Origin of the sequence: Nitrospira sp. (assembly GCA_016788885.1) — a bacterium.
GTDB lineage: Bacteria > Nitrospirota > Nitrospiria > Nitrospirales > Nitrospiraceae > Nitrospira_A.
Genome location: JAEURX010000067.1, coordinates 1 through 24,654 on the forward strand (window position 1 = coordinate 1; position 24,654 = coordinate 24,654).

23 protein-coding genes and 2 tRNA genes are annotated in these 24,654 nt (G+C 59.5%); 3 read left to right on the forward strand and 22 right to left on the reverse strand.

The features are described 5' to 3' along the window. Positions 1-718, reverse strand: a 718-nt coding sequence (locus JNL86_16830) for a hypothetical protein (GenBank protein ID MBL8044576.1), incomplete at its 3' end; no start/stop codon positions are given. Between the two features lie 155 nt (positions 719-873). On the opposite strand from JNL86_16830, the gene JNL86_16835 reads away from it, so the two are divergent. Continuing rightward, positions 874-2,736: a hypothetical protein gene (locus tag JNL86_16835; GenBank protein MBL8044577.1), complete on the forward strand. Its 1,863-nt coding sequence runs from the start codon at positions 874-876 to the stop codon at positions 2,734-2,736. A gap of 194 nt (positions 2,737-2,930) precedes the next feature. On the opposite strand, the gene JNL86_16840 is transcribed toward JNL86_16835, so the two are convergent. From JNL86_16840 to xerD, 17 genes are all read right to left on the reverse strand, one after another. Then, the gene (locus JNL86_16840; GenBank protein MBL8044578.1) at positions 2,931-3,383 is read right to left on the reverse strand and encodes a cytochrome c; all 453 of its coding nucleotides are present in this window, start codon (positions 3,381-3,383) and stop codon (positions 2,931-2,933) included. A gap of 448 nt (positions 3,384-3,831) precedes the next feature. Further along, entirely contained in the window at positions 3,832-4,782 is a 951-nt protein-coding gene (locus JNL86_16845) for a helix-turn-helix domain-containing protein (protein ID MBL8044579.1), read from the reverse strand. Between the two features lie 9 nt (positions 4,783-4,791). Continuing rightward, positions 4,792-5,490, reverse strand: coding sequence for a tetratricopeptide repeat protein (locus tag JNL86_16850; GenBank protein ID MBL8044580.1), 699 nt, complete (start codon positions 5,488-5,490; stop codon positions 4,792-4,794). After that, positions 5,487-6,404 carry a sugar kinase gene (locus JNL86_16855; protein ID MBL8044581.1) on the reverse strand — a complete coding sequence of 306 codons (918 nt, stop codon included), beginning with the start codon at positions 6,402-6,404 and terminating at the stop codon, positions 5,487-5,489. Before JNL86_16855 ends, JNL86_16850 begins: the two co-directional genes overlap by 4 nt. A 3-nt stretch (positions 6,405-6,407) precedes the next feature. Next, complete coding sequence (gene mtnP, locus JNL86_16860; GenBank protein MBL8044582.1) at positions 6,408-7,307, reverse strand: S-methyl-5'-thioadenosine phosphorylase; 900 nt, start codon at positions 7,305-7,307, stop codon at positions 6,408-6,410. Further along, entirely contained in the window at positions 7,304-8,329 is a 1,026-nt protein-coding gene (gene miaA, locus JNL86_16865) for a tRNA (adenosine(37)-N6)-dimethylallyltransferase MiaA (protein ID MBL8044583.1), read from the reverse strand. The genes mtnP and miaA overlap by 4 nt, the downstream gene beginning before the upstream one ends. A 17-nt stretch (positions 8,330-8,346) precedes the next feature. Beyond that, entirely contained in the window at positions 8,347-10,143 is a 1,797-nt protein-coding gene (gene mutL, locus JNL86_16870; protein ID MBL8044584.1) for a DNA mismatch repair endonuclease MutL, read from the reverse strand. A 72-nt stretch (positions 10,144-10,215) separates the two neighbouring features. Continuing rightward, a complete protein-coding gene (ybgF, locus tag JNL86_16875) occupies positions 10,216-10,995 on the reverse strand; it encodes a tol-pal system protein YbgF (GenBank protein ID MBL8044585.1) in 780 nt (259 codons plus the stop codon). Between the two features lie 2 nt (positions 10,996-10,997). After that, a complete protein-coding gene (gene ybgF, locus JNL86_16880; GenBank protein MBL8044586.1) occupies positions 10,998-12,638 on the reverse strand; it encodes a tol-pal system protein YbgF in 1,641 nt (546 codons plus the stop codon). A 95-nt stretch (positions 12,639-12,733) separates the two neighbouring features. Continuing rightward, positions 12,734-13,483, reverse strand: coding sequence for a peptidoglycan-associated lipoprotein Pal (gene pal / locus JNL86_16885; protein ID MBL8044587.1), 750 nt, complete (start codon positions 13,481-13,483; stop codon positions 12,734-12,736). A gap of 70 nt (positions 13,484-13,553) precedes the next feature. Continuing rightward, positions 13,554-14,885, reverse strand: a complete 1,332-nt coding sequence (gene tolB / locus JNL86_16890) for a Tol-Pal system beta propeller repeat protein TolB (protein MBL8044588.1) — start codon at positions 14,883-14,885, stop codon at positions 13,554-13,556. Next, positions 14,882-16,120, reverse strand: coding sequence for a TonB family protein (locus JNL86_16895; protein ID MBL8044589.1), 1,239 nt, complete (start codon positions 16,118-16,120; stop codon positions 14,882-14,884). The genes tolB and JNL86_16895 overlap by 4 nt, the downstream gene beginning before the upstream one ends. A gap of 40 nt (positions 16,121-16,160) precedes the next feature. Next, on the reverse strand, positions 16,161-16,613 hold the full coding sequence (locus JNL86_16900) for a biopolymer transporter ExbD (GenBank protein MBL8044590.1): 453 nt from the start codon (positions 16,611-16,613) through the stop codon (positions 16,161-16,163). Continuing rightward, positions 16,613-17,080 (reverse strand): MotA/TolQ/ExbB proton channel family protein, encoded by a 468-nt coding sequence (locus JNL86_16905; GenBank protein MBL8044591.1) that lies wholly within the window; start codon positions 17,078-17,080, stop codon positions 16,613-16,615. Before JNL86_16905 ends, JNL86_16900 begins: the two co-directional genes overlap by 1 nt. Positions 17,081-17,404: 324 nt before the next feature. Then, positions 17,405-17,482 (reverse strand) — tRNA-Asp (locus tag JNL86_16910). A gap of 134 nt (positions 17,483-17,616) precedes the next feature. Beyond that, positions 17,617-17,692, reverse strand: a tRNA-Val gene (locus tag JNL86_16915). Positions 17,693-17,795: 103 nt separating this feature from the next. Further along, complete coding sequence (gene xerD, locus JNL86_16920) at positions 17,796-18,800, reverse strand: site-specific tyrosine recombinase XerD (protein MBL8044592.1); 1,005 nt, start codon at positions 18,798-18,800, stop codon at positions 17,796-17,798. 163 nt (positions 18,801-18,963) lie between these two features. Here xerD and JNL86_16925 point away from each other — a divergent pair, with 163 nt between their 5' ends. Then, complete coding sequence (locus JNL86_16925; protein MBL8044593.1) at positions 18,964-20,958, forward strand: penicillin-binding protein activator; 1,995 nt, start codon at positions 18,964-18,966, stop codon at positions 20,956-20,958. Positions 20,959-21,037: 79 nt separating this feature from the next. Then, positions 21,038-22,027, forward strand: a complete 990-nt coding sequence (gene trpS / locus JNL86_16930) for a tryptophan--tRNA ligase (protein ID MBL8044594.1) — start codon at positions 21,038-21,040, stop codon at positions 22,025-22,027. A gap of 144 nt (positions 22,028-22,171) precedes the next feature. Here trpS and JNL86_16935 read toward each other — a convergent pair whose 3' ends face one another. The 4 genes from JNL86_16935 to JNL86_16950 form a co-directional block, all read right to left on the reverse strand. After that, positions 22,172-22,495: a PilZ domain-containing protein gene (locus tag JNL86_16935; protein ID MBL8044595.1), complete on the reverse strand. Its 324-nt coding sequence runs from the start codon at positions 22,493-22,495 to the stop codon at positions 22,172-22,174. Positions 22,496-22,652: 157 nt separating this feature from the next. Further along, entirely contained in the window at positions 22,653-23,168 is a 516-nt protein-coding gene (locus JNL86_16940; GenBank protein MBL8044596.1) for a bifunctional nuclease family protein, read from the reverse strand. A 115-nt stretch (positions 23,169-23,283) separates the two neighbouring features. Then, complete coding sequence (locus tag JNL86_16945) at positions 23,284-23,913, reverse strand: MBL fold metallo-hydrolase (protein MBL8044597.1); 630 nt, start codon at positions 23,911-23,913, stop codon at positions 23,284-23,286. Positions 23,914-23,958: 45 nt separating this feature from the next. Further along, positions 23,959-24,615 (reverse strand): hypothetical protein, encoded by a 657-nt coding sequence (locus JNL86_16950; GenBank protein ID MBL8044598.1) that lies wholly within the window; start codon positions 24,613-24,615, stop codon positions 23,959-23,961. Positions 24,616-24,654 lie beyond the last annotated feature (39 nt).

Consider the following 24,654-nt stretch of genomic DNA (forward strand, 5'->3'; position numbering starts at 1 on the left):
GCAGGCGGGTATTCAATTCAAATCGTCCCTCGGGTAACACTCGCAAGATTTCACGACTGAGCACGGGGACGAATGTCGGCTCACCGGACGAGGCCAGGCCCATCACGATATACTCGTCCTGATCCGGGCGAAACCCCAAGAACGCCGTCATCGCCGCATAAAACTGTCCGAGCGAGTGCGGCAGTGGAGTGCGCTCCAGTAGGGTGATCTGAGTGCCTTCGCCGGTGGCCAGCAAGGCTGTGTCCGACTCTGATGCTCCGTCAACCACGAGGATTGCCGCCCGTTCAAACGGTGAGACGAGAAATGAACTGGCTGCATGACAGAGATGATGGTCGAGAAACACCGGCCGAGCGGCTCCCGGCGCAACCCTCCTGGTCAGCTCCTGGCGAAGGCGGAACAGTTCCTTCCACTCCTGACCGGCGCGCTCGAGCGACCGTGTTCCTTTCACACGGAACAGTTGCGTAGAGCGCATCATGGCCGTCAGCGCAAGCCGTAGACGCCGGCCGACTTGCCAATACTTCCACGGCACGACAATGGCCTCGACATCGCGCAGAGCCATTCCGGCTTCGCGCAAACAATACTGAATCGCATGGACCGGCAGAGCCGTCACGTGCTTCTGGCGAACGAATCGTTCCTCCTCCGCTGCGGCCACAATGCGGCCGTCAGCGACCAGCGCGGCCGCAGCATCGCGCATATTGGACAAACCCAACACCACCACGATAATTCAACGTCCCTTCGATCCACCGACGGGGGATGCGCGGTAGGATAAACGAGGCTGGTGAGGGTCGCAAGCCGGCACGGGAGTTGGTTGCAATGCCCCCTTCATTCCTGTACCGTTTCCCCTCCGAAATCTGCCCTAGAGGAGGCCTCGGCTTGAAGACGAACCGCGCGTTTATTGTTGGAATGATTCTCATCCCCCTGTTGGCCTCCGTCGGCTGCGAGACCATTAAATCACGATTCTCCCGACAGGCTCTGCCGGACCTCGGGCCACCGGTTCCGCTCACGGTTCAAATGGACATCGACCCGTCGCTCTCGAAAGCCAAGACGGAGTATATCGATAACTGCAGCCGCATCCATGTCTTCTCGATCGGCCCGACGGTTGAAGACACGTTGATACAGGCCGCGCATCAAACGTTTCGTTCCGTCAACATGCCGGGAAGTCATGCGGCCGGGGGAAAACCCGACGTGACGATACGCGTGCGGATGCTGGACCCGCGCTTCAAGCTGCAAACCGATGCGCTCTACGATCGCGCCCCCGCAGAACTCAGCCTGGATGCTCTGGCGGAATTTTTCGATGCCTCCGGCGCACCGCTTGGCGAGCGGCCGCTACAAGCCGCTCGCAAAGAACGCTTGCAACTCGAACTGACTCAGCAGCGCTGCGATTACGTCGTCGATCCTCTGCTGCAGGATACGTCCACCATGCTGGCCACGCAATTCATGCAAGAAGCCCGGGTGCTCCTCGCCCCCGCGACACAAACGGCGGCAACTGCCGCGACCGTCGCGCCGTCCGAGGCCGCCTCGAAACCCCCTGCCATGCCAGCTGCGCCTGCTGCAGCGCCGGTTCAGCCCCTTCCGTTCAAAGCCACACTGTTGGATGAAAACGGCAACCTGGTCCTTGAAAGTGGCGAACGAATCCGCGTCCGAGTCGACATCGTCAATACCGGGCAACAGGCAACCCCTGACATGGCCGTGCGGCTGACTGGTCCGCCGGTGCTGATCGCTCAGTTCCCCGCCACAACATTGCCCACGGGAGCCATCGCACCAGGCGGCTCCAAATCTCTTGAATTCGTCGCGACTCTGCCGCAATCGCCGTCCGCCCAGCAGGCCGAATTTCAGGTGGCGATCCTGAATGGAATGGGCCAGCAGGTGTCACCCGTCCAGACCTTAGTCGCGTCCATACAATCGTCCGCGGCCAACAGCGACGACGTGGATCACGTTCCTCCTGCGGCAATCGGACTTCAGAGGCCTGGAGACTATCTCCTCTCAATCGGGCTGAGCAGCTACCGCGAACAGGAGATTGGCGCGCGGAAGTATGCCACCCTCGACGCGGAAATGGTGGCGACCTACCTTCAGACGCTGGGAGGAGTGCCACGCAATAATGTCCGCCTCTTGAAGGACTGGAGCGCACTTCGCCCGGACATTGAAGAGGCCTTACTCGATTGGCTCCCTTCCAAAGTTACCAAAGACTCGGTAGTCACGGTGTATTTCGCCGGCCAGGCCTTCGTCACCCCATCGGGAGAGACATTCTTGATCCCTTACGACGGCTCGCTGGGATCACCCACTCGCCTCTATCCGCTCAAAGATCTGGAAACCGCCTTGGGAAGGTTAAAAGCGAAACAAGTCTTGTTCGTGTTTGACGGAACTGTGCTCAAGAATGGGGCGGAGGGCCGCACAAAAGTCGCGCCACCCAAATGGGCGGCAACGGCGGGATCGGTCGTTCACATCATTTCAACCACCGGATTCGGCAAAAGCCTGGAATCCGATACGTGGCATCACGGATTACTGACCTACTATCTTCTCCGAGGCCTGCGTGGGGAAGCCGATATGAATCGCAACGGCGAGGTCACGATCGGGGAGGTCACGGCCTATGTCGCTCGCAAAGTGCCAGCCGCCGCACGCAGTACCTTTAAGCAGGACCAGCAACCGCAGATCCTGCCGACGCCGCGTGTGCCGGAGAAGAGCCTCGACACCGTGCTCACAAAACCAGCGATGCCCCCTTCCGCTGACCAACCCTAAACAAACAGCCGACCTCTCCTTCAGCCATCACGGTAGTGGGCCGCGATGGTTCGGGATGGGCCTTCCTTTCTCAGGTTGCTCCTGTATCACGATATGAGCCTGTCGAGACCAGGGACCTGACCACAAAAGAAAAGGGGCGGCGAGGATATCCTCGCCGCCCCTTTCCGATTCAGCCTATCGGCCGATACTCGCGACTATTCTTCGCCACCCTTGCAGAAGCTGCGCTCATAATTGATGATCGTCCACGCTTCTTCTTCGGTGATTGCCGCAGGGACCAACGAAACCATGCCGGTGCCCGGGCTGCCGTTCTTGATCACCCAGAACAGCTCGCCATCTTTCCGCTTCTTGTGGAACTTGCAGTTGGTGAAGTTGCGCGGGCTCGGATTGAGGATCGCGCCGGCAGGGCCATCGCCCTTCCCCTCTTTCCCGTGACAATTGAAGCAGGTGCCCTTGCCCTCATACAATGCCTTGCCCTTGGCAATGCTTTCCGGGGTCGAAGCAACCGGGTTCTTCATTGCCTTCGCGTCCGCCATCTGATCCGGCGCAACACGGGGCTTCAGCGGATCCTTTTCTTCAGCGCCCACCACCGCCACCGACAACAGGGTGACGGCCGCACACACTCCAACGAACTTAGAAAAATACCCCATCAGAACTCCTCCTTTGTGTTGAACCCACCGCGTGAACAACGACTCTCTAATTCCGAAGCAGCATGGACAAAAACGCATGACAAGGCCGATAAAGCAGGCGAACTATAGCAACGGGTTTTCTGTCTTGTCAAGACGAAGACTGCCTCCCCCAGCCGTTTTGCCCATGCCCACACCGGTGGGACTCAAACAGCGTGCCAGTGTGCGTCGAGCATAGCGATGCATGAATTCCTGCAGTTTCCACAACTCTACGCGCAAACACGTGTCGGGCCTCATCGGGCCGTGACACCTTTGCGCCCCAGGCGCTCCGACTCGCCCCATACAAGGGGGGCGGCATCACATGTGGGAATTTGGCTTGGAGAGATCGACGCGACGGAAACGGAGGGGAAGAGGCGCCACGCTCACTGGCAGGAAACGATAGCTGGAAGAACTCATGGCCCTGCCCGGCGGATCACCGCTTGATCACGACATCCCGGACAACCTTCCCGCTCGGGCCAAACGGCTTTTGCGGCTTCCCGTTCAATTCGGCACGCACGCCACCGGCATTCCCAAGAGTAACGGTGAACTGATCTTGCGCCTTCCATTGGGCCTTTTGACCGGGGCGCAACAATGCTTCCTGGGGACTGCCTGAGTCGACTTGGACAACCACCCAACTCAGCTCCGTCGCATCGAGATCAAGCACGAGGGGCCCATCAGACCCGACTGGACCATCGACCGACAAGCCAGCCAGAGGGCCATCGGCGCCCATCGTCGCGGTTGGTGGCGCAGCAACGGGTTCCACTTGCACCGGCGCTCTGGCCACGGCAGCAGGAGCTGCGGTCTGCGGAACCACCACTTTATCCTGCGCAGGTTTGGCAGACGGGAGTACTGGCGCCGGTTCCAGCGGCTTCGAGGCCGGCACGATCGGAGGAGGCAACTCCATGGCCGGGCGGGCAGCAGATTCGCGCGCATCCTTGGCAAAAGGCGCGCTCTTCTTGCTTGGCGGCGGCACATCGGATGCGGGTCTCCGCATCAACGTGGAAGACTGTTCGCGGCTCAATAAAAAAACCAGCGTGGCAATCGCCACGGTGATCGCAATACCGACTGCTTTGCGGTTGGCCTTGCGACGGCGCTCCTCTTCAACCTGGCGTTGCCGCAACCGTTCACGCTCACCCTGCTTGTCATAAAACGCACCGGCAGACTGAACAAATCGGTGAATGGCATCTTCTTCATCCAACCCCAGCGATCGCGCGTAGGATCGAACAAAGCCTCGGGCAAACACCTGATCGGGCAACTTGGCGAAATTTCCCTCTTCGAGCGCTTTGACGAAATCCGTGCGGATGCGGGTCTTCGAGGCGACTTCGTCGACCGTTAGCCCCTTCGTCTCGCGTACCTGCCGAAAAAATTCACCCACTGATTCCATGATGTCCGCCTATGGTTTAAGCTTACCGAGGAGTTCCTGCGCGGCCGCCGCCTGCTCGCCGCCCTTATCCAATGTCGACACCTTCGAGAGAGCTTCCCGCGCTCGCTGGTCAAAACCCAGCTTGTGGTAGACACGCGCCAATTCCAAATGCAGCATGGCAGGCGGAACATTGGGAGGCGTCACCGTGGTCGCGTCTTCCAACACTTCCATGGCTCCCTGCAGATCACCCTCATGCATCAAGGCCTTCCCCAGGTGAAACCGAGCCAAGTCTGGCGTGGGATAGAGGGGGTTGCTGAGCGCCTGGCGGTAGGCCGCGATAGCGTCCTTCCACCGATCCTGGCTGGCCAAAACTTGCCCGAGATAGGTGTTGGCTTCCGCGTAGTCCCCATCGATGCGAATAGCCTCCCGGAAAGATTCCTCAGCCAATTTAAGCCGGCCTTGTGACGCGTAAATATGTCCCAAGCCGTAATGGGCGTCCTTGTTCTCGGGGTTCAGCTTCACGGCCTTTTGAAAAGACACGTACGCCTGCTGCTGATCGGAACTCAGCCGCGCGACCCCTTCCTGATAAAACCCTTTCGACTTCCGCACATTTTCTTCGTTGGCGCATCCACCTAAGACAGACAGTGCGAACACACTCAGCATGCAGGAAAACCCCAGCATGCGGCAGGCCCCGTCTGTCCGGCTTCGTTGTCGACCAACAACCATCATGCGCCGATATCCTCAAAATGCGTGAGTCGCTTGAACTCTTTGAAACGTGCTTCAATCTCTTTGTAATCTAGGATCCTCAATCGGTCAAGGCTAAAGGCTTCTACTGTAAACGAGGCCATGACGCTTCCGAAAATGATGGCCTGTCGCATCGCCTCCGTGGAACGATTTCCCGTGGCGGCCAGATAGCCCAGGAATCCACCGGCAAAGGTGTCGCCGGCGCCGGTCGGATCACGCACGTCATCCAGCGGAAACGCCGGCGCGCCGAACACCTGCTTCTCGTTGAACATCAACACGCCATATTCACCGCGCTTGACGATCAGATGCTTCGGCCCGCGCGCGAGAATTTTCTTCGCGACCTTCACGAGATTGGAGTCTTCCCCCAACGCCCGCGCCTCGCCGTCATTGATGATCAGCACGTCGATATGCTGCAGCACGTTCCACAACGCATCCCGCTTGCCGTTGATCCAGAAGTTCATCGTGTCGCAGGCCACGAGTGCCGGACGTTTCACCTGTTGCAGCACATCGAGTTGCAGATTCGGATCAATGTTCCCCAGAAACAACACATCCGGGGAGCTATACTGCGCAGGAATTTTCGGCCGGAAGGTCTCGAACACATTCAATCGGGTATCGAGGGTTTGGGCTTCATTCAGCTGGTGCGAATAGGCCCCCTTCCAACGGAAGGTCGCTCCGGGTCGCCGTTCCAACCCCGTTAAATCAATCTTGCGGCTTTTGAGAAACGCGACATGCTGTTCGGGGAAGTCTTCTCCCACCACTGCAATGAGGTCGACCGACGTGAAATAACTGGCCGCGGTCGAAAAGTAGGTGGCCGAACCACCGAGCACCTCAGTGACCTCACCAAAGGGGGTCTTCACCGTATCCAGAGCCACTGATCCCACTACGAGCAATTTTCCCATGCTTCACCGTTTTCCTTTCCGCATCCGTACATAGGGAGCAATCAAGAGATTCAACCGGCGCTTGGCCGCAGCCGACATGTGATCCGGAGCGGTTACGATGGCGTTTCCAAGCGCCTGATGGCAGAGGCAGGCACGATCGGGGTCCAGCTTGGGCACCGCCGTTTTCAACACCTGCTTGGCCAACGCCACATTCTTGTGGAGTGTGGCAAGGATGGCGTCCACGGTGACCGCCTCTTCCGTCTCATGCCAACAGTCATAGTCGGTCGGCAACGCCACCGTGGCGTAACAGAGTTCGGCTTCGCGAGCGAGCTTCGCCTCGGGCATGTTCGTCATTCCAATGACGTCCACTCCCCACTGCCGATACAGCCGGGACTCGGCCTTGGTCGAAAATTGAGGCCCCTCCATACACACATAGGTGCCTCCCCGATGAAGGCGCGCCCCGGCAGCCCGTCCCGCTTCCTCCAAGGTATCGGCCACCGAGGCACAGACCGGTTCGCCGAAACCAACGTGGGCCACAATGCCGTCATCGAAAAAGGTGGATATGCGCCGTTTGGTAAGATCGATGAATTGATCCGGCAACACGACATCGCCAGGCCGAATGGCCTCTTTCATGCTCCCGACCGCGCTGACTGAAATCACTTGCTTCACACCCAGTGATTTCAGCGCGTAAATGTTGGCGCGGTAATTGATGCTTCCGGGATTGATCCGGTGCCCCCGGCCATGCCGCGAGAGAAACGCCACTCGCACACCACCCAACACCCCCGTAACCACGGCATCCGAAGGAACCCCAAACGGGGTGCGCACTCGCACCTCGCGGACTCGTTCCAATCCTTCGATATTGTACAACCCACTCCCGCCGATGATGCCGATGGCCGCCTGAACGGTTTTCTTCGATGTCGTCATGTTGATTCCGTTTCCATAGTGAGCGACGCAGGCACGTCCGCCGGACGTCGATGTTCTAAATCCAGCAGGAACGATTGAGCCCGCTCCAGCAAGCGGCCTGCAACGTCTTCCGGACTGTCCTGTTCGCTGAGAGTCCACCACTGCAGTCCCGGTTCCTTTCGAAACCAGGTGAGTTGGCGCTTCGCGAAATGCCTGGTGTCGCGTTGAAGCAGACGGAGCGCCTCGGCCCGATCATACTCACCGGACAGATATCCCCCGACCTGCTGATATCCCAACCCTTTCATCGCACCAGAATCGCGCCGATAGCCCCGCGCCAGCAAGCTCGCGGTTTCCTCGACAACGCCGCGCGCAAACATTGATTCCACCCGTGCGTCGATCCGACTGTACAGTTGCGCACGATCACGATTGAGCCCGATCATCAACACCGAGAACGGTTGCTCGGCAAACCCATGGCGCTGCTGCACATCGGACAAGCGCCGTCCGGACAGATGGTGCACCTCAAGCGCCCGCACGATCTTCACCTCATCATGAGGATGCAGGCGTGCAGCCGACTCCGGATCGATGCGCATCAATTCCTGGTGGAGAAAATACCGCCCACGTGTTTCCACCTGTCGGAGAAGGGAGGCGCGAAACGCCTCATCCGCACGGGGCGCATCACACAATCCATGAATCAACGTTCGCACGTAGAGGCCCGTTCCCCCGACGACCAACGGCACGCGACGTTCATGATACAGGCGCTCGATTTCCTGAACGGCCAGCTCGCGATACTGCCCGGCGTTAAACCGTTCGTCGGGATCGACCAGGTCGAGAAGGCGATGCGGCACGCCTTGTCGTTGTTCCATCGAAGGCTTATCGGTGGCAATATCCATCCCGCGATAGACCTGGCGCGAATCGGCCGTCAACAGATCCGTTTCCAGGCTGCGGGCCAACCGGAGCCCGATCTCGCTTTTTCCCACGGCAGTCGGCCCGACCAGCACGATCAGCGGCCGCTGTGCGATCACCGATTCCGTGAGCCGGACCATGCGCCTGCGCTCCCTCCCTACGCGCGATCGAACAGGCGGCCCAGTTCGTCGTTCGACAGACGGAACGCGACGCGGCGGCCATGCGGACAGGTCATGATCAGGCCCTCCGCGACCCAGTCCTGTACCAACTGTTTGATTTCCGGCAACGCCATGGAACGCCCCGCGCGAACCGCTCCATGGCAAGCCAGCGATGCCAAAATCGGCTTCACCTTGATCTCAAGGGATGACAGGGACGCCCACTGCTCGAGGTCCTCGACCAGGTCTTGCACGAGCGCCGCTAAATCGGGATGACCTAACATGACCGGCAGACTACGGATGAGAAACGAGGTGGGCCCGAACGGCTCGATATGCAGGCCCAGCCGCTCCAATTCTGTAAGATGCCGCTGCAGAATGAGGGCTTGTTCCATTGGGAGTTCCAGCGGCTCCGGGAGCAACAACGGCTGGGACGGCAGGGTACGATCGTGCCACGCGCGCAGCAGACGCTCGAACAACACTCGCTCATGAGCCGTATGTTGATCGACCACCTGCAGTTCATCGCCGACTTGCGCAATGAGATAGGTGCGACTCATTTGACCGAGCGGCACAACGTCCAGGGCTTCATTCACGGCGTAGGATGCGGCCCTCTCCCCGACGAACGATGTTTGACTGGGGGAGGAGATTGGCGTCTCCGCTACAACGTGCGGCCGCAGATTTATTTCAACCGGTTCTCGCCCAGGCTCCACGACGCCGCCCGACACATCAGAAGAAGTCCTGCCCGCATCGTCACTCGGTCGAGCATGGACGGCTCCCGCCAACGACACCTGCACCTGAGCCCTTCCCAATGTCTGGCGAACCGCGGACCGTACCAATTGGTGAACCTGTTCCGTGTCCGCAAACCGGACTTCTCGCTTGGTAGGATGTACGTTCACGTCAACCCGCTGTGGCTCGACATCTAAGAACAAGACGAAGAGCGGCGCATGGCCTTTGGCAAGAAACGAACTGTACCCGTCGATGACGGCGTGCTGCACCGTGCTGTTCTTGATCGGCCGGCGGTTGACGAATAACTCTTGCGGCGTTCTGCCGGCGCGAGCTCGCACAGGATCGACGATAAAGCCACGCAGAGACAGGCCGTCACGTTCCACATCGACGGCCAAGGCCCGATCCCCGAACGCTGCGCGATACACTTGGAGCACCCGATCCCGGGCCGACGACGCCGCAGGAAGCACGAACACTTCGTAACCATTGTGCACCAGGCGGAGATGCACCTGAGGCCAGGCGAGTCCTGCCTGCTGGACCACATGGCTGATGTGAGAAAACTCCGTCGTCGTGGATTTGAGAAATTTCCGACGGGCCGGCGTATTGAAGAACAGGTCCGACACCTCGATCGACGTGCCGGGAATTGCGGCTGCATCTTCTACCCGCGTGACCGTGCCAGCGGCTAACCACAGCTGCGTCCCAACCGGCTCATCCCTGGCCACCGTTCGCAAACGGACGTTCGAGACGGCGGCAATGCTGGGCAAGGCTTCCCCACGGAACCCCATCGTGCGAATGGTGCCGAGTTGCGCATCCGACTGCAATTTGCTGGTGGCATGCCGTTCAAAGGCCAGCGACGCATCACGACGGGACATCCCCTCTCCGTCGTCACTGACTCGAATCAACCCGAGGCCCCCGTCCTTGATCTCGACGGTGATCGTGGAACTGCCCGCATCCAGACTGTTTTCAATGAGCTCCTTCACCACGGCAGCCGGGCGTTCCACCACCTCGCCCGCCGCAATGCGGCCGATGACATCGCCGGGCAGAACCTGAATCTTCCCCGCACGACTCGCTATATCCATGGGAAGACAGGCCCCCTGAAGGTTAGATGGAGGATCACGTCGTGGAGAGGAGACCGCGTCGCAGGCCCAAGGTCATCGAATTTCGGCCATCTTCGTCTTCGCAAGCTTGGCTTCGTCCGACGTCGAGTATTCCTCGATCACCCGCTTGAGGTACTTTCTGGATTTGGCGGTATCGCCGGTTTCAGCCGCCGACAGGCCGAGCTTGAACAGCGCCGAAGGCACTTTCTCATTTCCGGCGTACTCATTCACCACGTGCTCGAAGGACTGCATGGCCCGAATGTAATCCTTTTGTCCGTAATACGACTCGCCCAACCAATAATGCGCGTTGGGCGTCAGCGACGTGGAGGGAAAATCCTTGATGAAATGCTGGAAGCCGCTGACCGCCAAATCGAACTTTCCATTGAGATAGTCGTTATACGCCAGGTTGAAGGCCGAGGTCGGCGTAATCGACGGAACACCGGGCATAATGGCGGGAGCTTCAAGGGGACCTGACGGCTTTGACGCACGGGCCTGACGGTTGGCTTCCGCAAGTGCGAGATCCGAGCGGAGGGAGGCAGCCTGAGCGATTTGCGTCTCTTCAATTTTGGCCAGACGCCCCTCGAGTTTTTGAAGCCGTGCCAAGGCATCATCGAGCCGCAGTTTCCCGCCCTCCGGCTCACGCACCCGTTCCAGGGATTCCAGTCGACGTTGCATCGCCTCGAATCGCTTTTGTTCCTGATCCTGCGTCCGGGTGATGAGGGACATCTGATCTCGAATCTCCAAGAAATCGGCATGCTTGGCACAACCCGCGACCACCAGCCCACAGGCCAGTCCGGCCCCCATCTGGAGCGCCCTTGTCAATCGGAGCTTCATCGTCAGTGCGACTCCTTTAGCTGATTCAGTTTGTCCATGGCCTTGTTGGCTTCCGGAGACCTCGGATACAAGTCAATCACTTGTTTGAGAGCCGACGCCGCCTTCTTTCGATCCTTCAGGGCCAGATAGGCATACCCCTTTTTCAAGAGCGCCGCCGGAACTTTTTCACTAGCCGGATGATTCAGTTGGACTTGATCATAGGCATCGATGGCCCGCGAATAATCCTTCTTGCCGTAGTAGGATTCACCAAGCCAGAAGCGGGCGTTCGGCGCCAGATCCGAATGAGGATGTTGGGTCAGAAACTCCGCGAATCCCTGTCGAGCTCCCTCCAAATCGCCATCCTTAAAACGAGTCAACGTCCGTTCATACGACTCCCGATCCGCCATCAACGCGGCGCTACGATTCTCAGCCCGGGGAGTGACTGCAGCAGTCGATGACGGAACCGTTTCCACCGCCGGTGCCGGCACTGGAGCCGGAACCGCTTGTGGAAGGGGCGTCGCCTCGGCCACGACCGGGGCCTGTTCAATCCGCTGCGCCGCACTCGTGCGCAATGCCGTCAAATGCTGCTCAACCTGCTTGAGAAACGCATGCTGATTCTCGAGATTTTTGTCGATCGTCTGAATCTGCGCCTGCACATGCGTCAATTCACGCGTCGTCTCTTCCAGGCGACGCTCGTGGTCATCCTCGCGGGAGACGAACTTGCCGCCGGCATTTTCCAAGGCTTTGGCCACGGACCCGACGCTCCGATTCACCTCATTAAAATGCTCCGCCGTCACCTTGTTGTCTGCGTCGATCTTCCCGGCCAGTGCATCGGTTCGTTTTCCCAACGCCGTCATATCCTGTTCAATCGTCGCCGCGAGATGCTTGACCGCCTGGTCCTGCTGTACGACCCGCTCGCCCAACCCGCTCAAGGCTTGTTTGAAATCCACGAGCGCCTGACTGAACTTCGTCACCTGATCCGCCAACACCTTGTTCTGGGCATCGAGCTGTGTGATGTTCTGTGAACGCGTCTCGAGCCCATGCAGCAGTTTCTGCTGGTCATCCAACCGTGAATCCACCTTCTGTGCCAACACAGTCGTGGTCTTTTGCATGGCATCCAGGACGTTCTTCTGGATGGCATCGATGTGACTGGTCACTTGATCCAGACGGGACGTAACGGCCGCAAGTTCGGCACGGCTTCGGTCGCGCTCTCCTTTGAGCAGCGCATCTTGATCCACCAGTTGCTTCTCCACCCACCCCAACCGTTTATTGTCCTCGATAGAGCGCTTCTCGCTGTCGCCGATACGGCGCTCGAACTTGGATTCCTGCGAAGCCAGCTTGGAAAGGAGATCATCCTGCCTCGACTCCAGCACCTGCGAGCGATGCATCGACTTATCAAGATCGCCGCGCAAAGACGGAATGTCCTGCTCGCGCAACGAGATGATTTCCTGATTTTGACGGGCTCTGGTCTGCGCCTGTTCCTCCGTCTGTTGCTTGATGCGGCGCTGGAGTTCCCGCTCGGTTTGTTTGAGATCAGCCTGCTGTGCCACACATCCCGACATCAGAGCGAACCCCGTCGCGGTCAGCACGAACAGTCCGAGTCGTGACGGCACGGCCGGCCGGCCGGTCGTCACGAGGCTCCTGATGAATGCGATCTTCGCCATCTCACTCCGATGAGGCCATCCACTGTGCATGACAGGTCTCCCTTACCCGGCGTCTGTTCCGGAGAATCATGTCACATCATCCATGATTGGAACAGTTATTTCGAACGGACCACCACATGCCCGCGACGATTCTGCTGGTAGCAGCTTTCGCTACGCTCGTTGCAGAACGGCCGCTCCTTGCCGTAGGACACCACCGACAACCGATTAGCGCCGACCCCGAGTTCCACCAAATAATTCCGCACGGCTTTGGCGCGCTTTTCACCTAACACCAGGTTGTAGGCCAGCGTGCCACGCTCGTCACAATGCCCTTCGATCTTGACCAACGCGCCGGCATTGGCCTTGATCCACTGGGCATCCTGCGTCAACGACTGCCGGCCTTCTTCCGTGATCGTCCAGCTGTCATAGCCAAAGAACACATCGCGCAACCCTGCTTCCGCCGACGCCGCCTGCTCCTTGGCCTGTTCGCGACGAATCTCCTCGATCTGGCGCGCCGTGCTTTCCGAGGGCTCGACCTTGGCCAACATGGTGCCGCCTCCCCCGAGCCGCTCCTCAGACGGGGCCTTGCCGCCGGACACGGAATCGAATCCGCGCAAGCCGCCGGTCTCAGGATCTTCCGGTTTGCTCGACAGGGACAGGTCCGGGAACGTGGCGCTGGGCGCATCCAACCCCGAAGGTGGGGGGAGCTGCGCTTGAGACTGCGCAGGCGCGCCTGACTTGGCCATGCCACGCTCCGACGACTGTGCATCACCACCCGACTGAATCGACTTCTTGGAACAACCCGCCTGCATGACCAACAGCATCCCGACAACCATTGTCAGGCCCATTGTCGCTACCCGTATCCTCATATCGTGACTCCTCATCGCTGGTGAATGGTTAATATGCCGATAGACTCTGTCAATCACGTCATGACCACATCTAGAGAGCCGGAGACCAAGACGGCGAACTATTGTGCGTACCGCCGAACGTGATTCGCTCCAGATTTTTTCCGTCAGTGTCGACCATATAAATATGGCTCTTCCCATCGACCGTCGAACTGAAGGTCAAGTGCCGGCCATCGGGTGACCAGGACGGAGAATCATCGATACCGGGCCCCGTCGTCACTTGCACTCGCTTCTGCCCGTCAGGCGAAACGATGCACACCTTATACAGCCGCTGGGCGGTTCGACAGACGTAGGCAATCCAGTTGCCGCGCGGCGACCAGGCCGGGGCGGCGTTGTAATCCCCCTCATAGGTCAAACGGCGCACATTGGACCCGTCGGCACTCATAATGAACACCTGGGGGGCCCCTCCGCGATCGGAGGTGAACGCTATTTCTCGCCCGGTCGGAGACCAGGTTGGCGACAGATCGCCGCCCTGATTGACGGTCAGCCGCTGCGACGCTTTGGTGCGTGTATCAAGCTTGTAGATCTCGGAATTGCCGTCCTGGCTACTGGCGAAAGCAAGGAAATTTCCATCGGGAGACAAGGCCGGGGTAATGTTCAACCCCGCCATAGAGACCAGCGTCCAACGTTTGCCGGTCGCAAGCTCCAAAATGTCGATGTCCTGAGTGTTCCGGCTCCGATACGCGGTGAAGACGATGAAGCGGCGATCGGGCGACCATCGAGGCATTAGATTCAGAAACCCGTCCGCCGTGATTTGCTTCGGCTCATAGCCATCATAGTCCATCACGAACAATTCGCGCGCATTGCCATGCTCCGCAACGTACACGATCTTGGTTCTGGCAATACCCGGCTCTCCGGTATAACGGAAGACCAGCTCGTCGGCAAATCGATGGGCCATCAACCGCACGACGGACGTCGAACCGACATAACGCTTTCCACCGACAACCTCATCGCTGCCGCTGTCATAGACGAACCCGTCCATCAACAATTCGCTGTCTTTGCTGCCGTTTTTCTGTCCGGATTTTCCCCAAACGAGCACCGACACACCGTTTTCAGCCGCCTGTTTGAAGATCGCCTTGTCCGCCGTGGTCACCTCGCGGGCCTTCACGCCGATCCCCGGCAAGTCGACGAGCGAAAACACCAGCGATCGTTGAAGGTCGGCCTTGAGGACCTCTTCGAGCCGCCCCCCAAGCCATTCCGGGCCGCCGCCGTTTTGAAACCCGAACACCCCGATGGGAATCTTTTGAAAGTCCGGCCTCGTGGCTTCTAGAAAGACGTCGGTCGCGCGGGAATCCAGAATCCCGAGGACTCCGGCTCCGACCACGACACAGAGGACAATCATAAGCCCGATGATCACACGATTCATCCTGCAGCCTCGCCTACGGCAAAAGTGAAGTGGGCATCAAAATAAGAATCCGTCAGATCCGGCGGGAAGGGCGGTAACGGAATGGCACTTTGGATGGCCCGTTGTGCCGCCATGTCGTAATAGTCATTCCCCGACGATTGCTCGATGATGACCGATCCGACCCGGCCATCCCGCTCCAACCGGAACCGCACTGTCACCGTCAACGCCTTGCCCGTGATATCGACCGGCGGCGCCGTCCAGAACCCGCTGATCCGTGCCTGTACACGAGCCAGGTAAGGATTCGACCCCGACACCCCCGGCACCCGCAACGTCGGGATGGGTTTCGTGCGAGGGATGCTAGCCATCACCGGCGGCGCGGTCACCGTCGGCTGGGGCTCGCGGAACATTGGCTTCACCTCACGCACCGGTTCGGTGACCTTGACGGGCGGAGGGGCCTGAAGTTTTTTCAAGTCCTGCAGCTCGCGGTCCAGGTCACTCGTCATTTCCTCGGACAGCGACGCACGCTTTGCCGGCGTCACCGGCGGCTTCGGCGGCTCTTGCGGAGTCGACACCTGCGGCGCCGCCATATCCGGCACGTTCAGCTTCTTCAACATGGCGTCGACATCTGATCGCTCCGGCGCCCCCAACTTGGGCTGCGGAGACTTCTTGACCTCGGCCGGCTTCATGGGCGCGATGTCACCATACTTCGGCGCGTTTAACGGCAACTCCACGTCTTTCATAACATCCCGCAACACATCAGCTCGATTCGTCACCGGAGCTGAAGAGGGCGACTTGGCGGCATGGGGAACCGGCTGTGGCGCCGCCAACACGGGCGCCTCCAACTTGGGAACAGGAACCGGGGGCGGTGTGGGTGCCGGAGGTGCCGGCTTGGCAACCGGTGCCGCTTGGACGGGTGGCGGAGGGGTCGGCGTCGGGGCCTGTACCGGTTTGGGAGGCACGGGCATCGGAGCCGGCTGCACCGGCTTCGGCGCAGGCTTCGGCACCGCCTTTTCAACTTTTTCCACCTTCGGCTCGGGCTTCGCCTCCACGGGCGGCAAGGTTACCAGAGACACTTCGACCGCCGAGAGGGGCCGTTCGGTCTTCTTGAAAAATTTGGCCCCCATGATGACGGACAGAAGGCAGAGATGTAGCAATAGTGAAACCGCAAGCGTCTTGCGAAGACGGTCACTCCCGGGGCTCCCCATATCTCCGATCAACGATAACGTGGTATGTCTTGGCAGGGCTTGGAACGTCATGACTTGCGATACGATCGTATGGCACGGAAGAACCGTGCCGCTACTTCTTGCGTGACTGCGCGGGAGTTGCAACCGACTCGTTGACGTGCTCGGCCCCTGTGGGCTCCGTCACCATGCCGAGCTTCTCAATCCCGGCTTTCTTCACGCTATCCATCACCTGCACCACGATGCCGTAGGGCACATCCCGATCGGCACGCAGATACAGCGAGACATCCGGGCTTTGATCTTTCAATGCCCGGAGCCTGCGCTCCAACTGCACCACACTCACCGCGTCCTTATCCAAATACAAACGCTGATCCCGCTCAATGGACAAAACAGCTCTCGCTTCCGGCTTAATCGTATTGCTGGCAGATTTGGGAAGATTGATATCCATCCCGCGATACAGCATGGGCGCGGTCACCATGAAAATGACGAGCAACACCAGCACCACGTCCACGAGCGGGATCACATTGATCTCTGCCATGAAACGGCGGTGACGGGTCTCCGACGTCATTACTGAACCCCGGCCGGCGTTTGCTTCAAGCGGGTCTGCAATGAACGCATGGCCTCGACGGTAAATGACTCAATCCGAAACACGGTCTTGCGAATGCGCGTGAGAAAATAATTATAGAAAATGACTGCGGGAATGGCGGTAAACAATCCGGCCGCCGTCGCCACCAACGCCTCAGAGACGCCCGGCGCCACGGCTGCGATACTGGCTGTGCCCTGCATACCGATCTCACGGAAGGAATCGATGATACCCAGCACGGTTCCGAGCAAGCCGATGAACGGCGTGATGTTCCCCGTGGTCGCCAGGACCGGCAAGTAGGACTCCAGATGCGAGACTTGGTTTTGTACGAGGTACGACACCGTCTTGTCCATGTACTGGTGATCGAAAGCTGGCCCCGCCTCCTTCGATCCCCCGGCCACGTGAGAGGCGCTCACGGCACCATCCCCGGACACCGTGAGAACGCGATCCATAATGCCTTGAAACACGCGCGCGCTCGGACTGCCTTCCGCCCGTTTTGATTGGCGGTAAAGTTCATCGAGGTCGCGAATCTTGGAGAAGGCGTTAAAAAACCGCTGATCTTCCCGATCAGCGGCCTTAAAACTCCGCCATTTGTAAAGAATCACACCCCAGGAAAGAATCGAGGCGATGAAGAGAAGCAGGAGCACGATTTTCGACACCGCTCCCAGCGAGCCTACTAACCCCATTACGCCTGACTGGAACATGAGCCTAGACCTTTCCCTTCACATGGCGTCGCATGAAAACGGTAGCATGGAGTGTACCAAAAGTTGGGGGAATGGCGGGGCCGACGGGATTTGAACCCGCGACTTCCAGATTGACAATCTGGCGTCCTAACCAGGCTGAACGACGGCCCCACGCAACCCAAGATGGCGGAAGAAAAGAATTCAGAGCTTCAGAATCAATCTGTCTAAATACGGTAGCGCGTACTCTTGTACATCACTACTAATGGATAAGGCAATGCCTTCCCACTAATTCCCTGTATTTCTTTTGGTAGGCGGAACAGGGATCGAACCTGTGACCTCTGCCTTGTAAGGGCAGCGCTCTCCCAATTGAGCTATCCGCCCGATTTTTCTCAGTCTCGGCAGATTTTTTGGATGCTATCAACTCCACCAAGCAGTGTCAACCAAGAATCATGCATTATTCTTGCAGGATTTTCTCACTGCTTCATCATTCGGACTCCCCGACGCCCTTCGCAACCCCTCGCTCCTCGACCAGAACGTCTTTCCGTGCCGATCTGTTGCGCGGGAAACACGCCGTGTGGACTTTTTTCAACTGTGCTGAGTCGACGTGGGTATAAATTTGCGTCGTCGCGATGTCGGCATGCCCGAGCATCGCTTGCACCGATCGCAAGTCGGCGCCGCCTTGCAACAGATGTGTGGCAAACGAATGCCGGAGCATGTGGGGCGACGGCATGCGCGCAATCCCAGCCCGCTGTGCGCGCCCGCGCAGCAGTTTCCAAAATCCTTGGCGCGTCAACGGCGTGCCTCGGCGAGTGACAAACACGAAGCGAGACGATCGCTGCTTCAAGAGGACCGGTCGAACATGCCGCAGATACGCCTGCATCTCCGCCACGGCCGGCCGCCCGATCGGCACCACACGCTGCTTGTCCCCCTTGCCGGTGATGCCGAGATAGCCGACCTCCAGATTGCACTGATCGACCTTCAAGGCAATGAGTTCCGACACGCGCAGACCGGCTGCATACAACACCTCCACCATTGCGCGATCGCGTTGGCTTTCCGGCGAGGGATCAACCGGCAGCGCCAGAAGATGCGTCACCTCCTCATGGCTCAACGTTTTCGGCAATTGTCGCGCCCGGGACGTGCTGCGGAGACTCACCGTCGGATTCGCCGAGACGATCCCCTCTTGTTTAAGAAAGCGAAACAGGCTACGGATGGCGGCGAGCGAACGCGCGCGGGAAGAGGGCGCGAGGCCGGAGCGATGCAAGTGTTGGAGAAAGTCGGCGAGGAGCGGGGGAGACACCTCCTGCGCCTCATGCAGTCCTTGGTCTCGAAGATAGCGCTGGAAGGTCGTGACGTCCCGCTGATAGGCCAACAGCGTATTCTGTGACAAGCCACGGGCAATGCGCAGGTAGGTCCAATACCGTTCGATCACTGCATCCAGCGGCAGCGACTCCGACTCCTGCGGAACCTTGTCCGCGCGATCACCGTTCATCGGAAAGGCCCTCGCTGACGAGAACAGAACCCATACGTGTTCGACTATATCCAAGCCTTCCAATGAACACAACGCCATGCGCGCAAGTTACCTTGACACCCCCGCACCTGTTTCCTATAGTAGCCACCATTGCGGCGAGAGCGTTCGCCATGCACAGGAGTCAATGGTTCCTCGATCAGTATTCTGCGCCCCGCATCTCCGCGCGTGCAGCGTCGCCCTCGCGGTGGCGCTCCTCGTAAGCCCTGGCACGCTCACCACGGCTGCTGCCGCCTCCAAGGCTCCTGCACCTTCCCGTTCGGCTCCGGCGAAATCGCCGGCAGCCACGGCACAATCGGCCTTAGACCAGGCCAAACGGCTCATCGACGCGGAACAACCGGAAGCAGCCGCGGTCATGCTGCGACGATTCATCGAAAGCGGCCCCACTCCCGACCTTCTGGACGATGCGTACCTCCTGATGGCCGCCGCCATGTTCGGCATGAAGGAGCAGACCGAGACGATCCGCTACGTCAATCAACTGCTCGGCGAATTTCCCAGCTCCGACCTGGTCGATCGCGCCAAGCTCCTGCTGGCGAAGACCCACGCGCGAGCCGGCAATCTCGATCTTGCGCTCCCACTCCTCTCGGAAGTCCGCAGCCTGTCGACGGACCCGGCCGTGAAGCGGGATGCCTTGCGGCTCACCGGCGAATTCCAGGCACAGAAAAAGGATTTTCTACGCGCGATTCAAGCCTGGCTGGATGAACTCCCGCTGGATACCGGCGAGCAGGCGCACGACACGGAAAGTCAGATTCGGGAGTTGGTCAACGAGAAGCTCGATATCCCAACGCTTGTACGCGTACGGGATGCCTATCCAAAAACGTTTCCGGGAGACCTCGCATCTATCAAGCTGATCGAACTCCACACCGCGTCGGGGGAAGATCACCTGGTCGAGCGGGATCTGCGCCTGTTTCTCAGCCGGTTCCCCACGCATGCGTACGCCGCGAAAGCCGCCGATCTGCAGGCTGTGGTCCGAACCAAATTCAAATCGCATCCCTACTCCATTGCCGCTATTTTTCCCATGTCCGGCAAACTGGCGCCGTTCGGGACAGAAGTGTTGAACGGCATTCAACTCGCGCTGGAACGACCGAAAGACGGCGGGGACAGCCCGTCCATCGGCCTGATCGTCAAGGATACGGAATCCGACCGGGCGGCCTTTCTCGATGAACTCTCCAATGTGCTCTCCGACGATCGACCGCTGGCCGTGATCGGTCCCCTGCTGTCGAAAAATCTTCCCGTGATGGCGGAGATGGCCGAACGTACGCATATTCCGCTCATCACACCGAGCGCGACCGTCCCAAACCTGCGACGATTCGGCAACTACGTCTTCAGCACGGCGCTCACCTATGGGCAGCAGGCCAAACGCGTGGCGGAGTACGCGACCAAGGAACAACCATTCAAGCGCTTCGCCGTCCTCTACCCCGACACGCCCTACGGCCGCGACCTGGCCCGCCTATTCGCCCAAGAAATCCGGCAACAGGACGGAGAACTGATCGCGAGCGAACCCTACAAGGAAGGCGACAGCGACTTTCGTGCCGTGATCGGCAAACTCAAGGCCGAAGATCTCAAGAAATACGGTGTGGAAGTACAAGTCGACAACGACCCGGCCAAAACCGGCATCAGACAGGGTGGCAAGAAGGGTAAACGCCTGCTCTACTCACCAGGATTCGACGCGGTCTTCATTCCGGGACGTTCGCTGGATGTGGGACTGCTGGCAGCCCAATTGGCGTTTTTTGACATTGCAGTGCCGTTACTCGGGGGCAATGGATGGAACACGCCGGATTTCGCGCGGGTCGCCGACCGAACCGTCGAAGGCGGTGTGTTTGCCGACGGATTTTTCGCCGAGAGTGCCAACCCAGTCGTACAGGAGTTCGTGGAACGGTATCGCAAACGATTTCAGGCCACACCCTCGCTCTTCGCCGCGCAAGGCTATGACGCCGCGCGATTGGCCGTGGAAGCCATCCGGCGAGGCGCGACCAGCGGAGAGGCCATCCGCGACTATTTGATGATGCAACATGACCTGCCGACCCTGAGCGGCCCCAGCGGGTTCAGTCCCGACGGCACTCTCAATCGCCACGTCTTTCTCATCCAAGTGAAACAGGGCAAGTTCGTCCCCCTGGACTAACGAGACCCACGCAGAACACCATACTAGGGACACGACGCGCTTCCCCATGAGGCCGGCGCGCGCATACGGGAGTGAGGGTATGACGACGACTCGAAAGCGGGTACTCAGCGGAATGCAAGCCAGCGGGCTGCTCCACCTCGGTAATTGGTTGGGGGCGCTGGAGAATTGGAACGCGCTGCAGGAGCAATACGACTGTTTCTTCTTCGTGGCGGACTGGCATGCCCTGTCGTCCAACTACGCCGATACCAGCCGCATTCGCGAATACGTACGGGAAATGTTGATCGATTGGCTGGCTGCCGGTATCGATCCGCAGCGAGCCACCGTCTTCATTCAATCGCAGGTCCCGGACCACGCGGTGCTGCACCTGCTGTTTTCAATGATGATCCCCGTGTCTTGGCTGGAGCGGAATCCGACCTACAAGGAAAAACAGGAAGAAATCAAAGAGCGGGACCTCAGCACCTATGGGTTTCTCGGCTACCCGGTCCTGCAGGCCGCGGACATTCTTCTCTACAAGCCTGACTTCGTCCCGGTGGGGAAGGACCAGTTACCGCACCTCGAACTCACCCGCGAACTCGCACGCCGATTCAACGGCCTGTACCGGCCCGTATTTCCCGAGCCGCAGGAACACCTCACTAAGTTCCCGAAAGTGCTCGGCACCGACGGGCGTAAGATGAGCAAAAGCTATGGCAACGCCATCAATCTGTCCGATGCGGAACCGGTGGTCCGGCAGAAGATCAAAACAATGATCACCGACCCCGCTCGTGTACGCCGACACGACCCGGGCAACCCGGATGTCTGTCCGGTCTACGATTTTCACAAGATCTTTTCGCCGCTACCCGTCATCGAGCAAGTCAACCAAGATTGCCGCACGGCTGCCATCGGCTGCATTGACTGCAAGAAACTCGTTGCCGACCGTGTGGTGGAGCGGCTCGCACCCATGTGGGACGTGCGCGCAGCGCTGACGCAACAGCCGGAGCGTCTGGACGACATTGTTGAAGACGGACGCCGGCGGGCGACGGCGGTTTCTTCTCAGACCATGGCCGAAGTGCGCGATGCCATGAAGATCTGACCCCCTCCTCACGCCACGCAACCCAGATAAGCCGAGCGCATGCCGCCATACCGCGCCTCACGCCGCTCACCAAACGGGGAATCCCGGCGCTCTGCGGAGGTCGTGGGGAACAGGACCGAGTGATGGGAGCAGGCAGGACGGCGATTAGGCCGGCTTCGCTAGTTTACGCCAGACGTCCGTCAGGTGGCGCTGAACCGGCACACGGATTTTCGTGATGGACAGGCCGAACTCATTCGGCCTGCACCACCGGACGGTGGCTGCGTCGATGAGAATCGGGTTGGCGCTATCACCGGGGAAAATACACAGTTCCACTTCAGCCCCCACGGTGACCGGAACGGGACTGAGAATTCTGCACCCACCGGGCGACAAGTCCGTGAGATCCCCATCCCCGGCCAGCATTTTCCCCTTCATGGAAAAATGGCTGCGAAACTGCACGCGCACCCGTTCATGCTTGCGTTGATTTTTCATCGTGAGGCGGCCTCCACGCCGGGATGGTCCGGGCTCCTGCGTATGACCCGTACGATAGGACAGAACCTGCCAAAAGGCCAGCACTGCCTGTTTCTTCGCGAGACACACCCACGATCTACGGCCCACCTCTCGCCCGGCATCTACCGCAGGACGACGGCTACAGCGCCTGCGGCGTCGGTTCATGCGACGGTGTGCTGGCCCGCTCGAGCAAATCCCGCCCGACGACGATCGGCGCATGAAAGTGAATGGCCAGAGCGATGGAATCCGACGAACGGCTATCGAATACCTTTTCCTGCCCTTGAAAGGCTACGGTTAAACTTCCGTAGAAGGTGCCGGACTTCAACGTGATGACGGTCCGAACGACCCGTCCGCCCAATGACTCGAGTATGGTATGCATCAACTCATGCGAGAGGGGACGGGGCAACTTTTCGCCGGTGAGGGCCGCCTGAATAGAAGCGGCGACCGTATGATCCACAAAGACAGGGATGGTCTTTCCATCCGCAGAGAGCAGCACCACCGGGCCGTGATCGGACAAAGCAACCCGCACCTCGCTGATCGTCACTTGGGAAGAGGCTCCGCCATCATCCGCGCGGGCAAGGAAATCGCCGGAGGAGATGGCCAGCATCGGGAGAAACAGTGCACTCAGCAACCACCGCCGTGCGTTCGCGATCATGGTTTCCTCCTGTCATGACATGGAGGCCCGTTCACATGACACAATCGGCTTGACGAATCCCGCCGCTGCACACAAGCACCGACCGCTTCGTCCGACAAAAACAACCTCGCCGCGGTCAGGCCCGCACGAAGGAATTACACTCTCGCTCCAGACCGATTTCGGTCTCCGCCCCATGTCCGGTCACCACGGCGGTCCGTGCATCGAGCGTATAGAGCCGCTCACGGATCGATTGTTCGATGGCCTCGAAATCTCCGCCCCACAGATCGGTGCGACCGATGCTGCCGCGAAATAATGTGTCGCCCGCCACGAGAAGTTGTGCGGTCGGAAAATGAAAACACATGGAACCAGGCGTATGCCCGGGCGTATGTAACGCCACCCCTTCCAGCTGGCCGATCGTCACACGCTCCTCATCCGTCAGCCAATGATCCGGCGGCGGCGCCGGTACGTAGGGCACACCGAACATACGGCACTGTGTCTCCAGCATGTCCCAGAGCGGGCGGTCCTCCTGGTGCAGGCAGAGCACTGCCCCTGTGGCGTGCTTCATGGCTCCCGACGCAAGAAAGTGGTCGAAGTGCGCATGCGTGTGCAGAATGCTGACCACCGTCAGGCCCAGGGCTTGGACCTCCCGCAGAATACGTTCAGGCGCACCGCCAGGATCGACCACCACCGCCTGCTTGGTAACAGGGTCACCAATGATCGAACAATTGCACCCGAGCGGGGGGACCGAAAATGTTTTGCGAATCATGCCTCTCCTCACACCCTCCATCGCTGTCGACACACAGAACCGGCGTCACTCCCGCCTGCCCGACCGTCCCTGCTCAGGACGCGACACCCATACCACCTCCGTGCCGTACAACTCCCAAGTCTGGCGTTGTCGGACGAACCAGAGCAGGAACCCCGCCCCGGTTCCATCCTGGCGCGGATTGGCGACATAGAGCAACGCCTGATCTCCTCGCCTCGTGAAGCCCACACGTGAAAACGCGAGCCGATCGATGACGTCGGGAGCACCCCGTTCCTCATCCACCCGTTGCGCAACAGGCCACGTCAGCAGAGCCGTCTCCGCATCCGATCCACCCTCACCGGACACAAACCGATACCGCACGCCAAAACCGAACCGAGTGTCCAAACGTGACGGCCTCTGGGCCTTCGCCACGAAATCACGAATCAGGTCTTGCGGCAATTGATGATCAAACAGGTCCTGCTCGGCAAACCAGGCGACCGTGGGCACGCGCGGCTCGTCGGGATGTAGGTGCGTCGTCGTCATCCGTTCGATCACCACAAGCTTCGTCTGGGACGTGAGAAACTTGGTTTCAACCGCGAGATCGTACAACGCATAATCCTCGGCAGGCACCGACTCCGGCAACTCCGACAGAGTCGCGGCAGGAACACTTGCCGGTTGGACCAGCAGCAGACTCAGGAAAAAGATCGCCCCGTACCAGAACGCCATGACACAGAATAGCCGCTCCATTCGCGATGGGTCAAACCG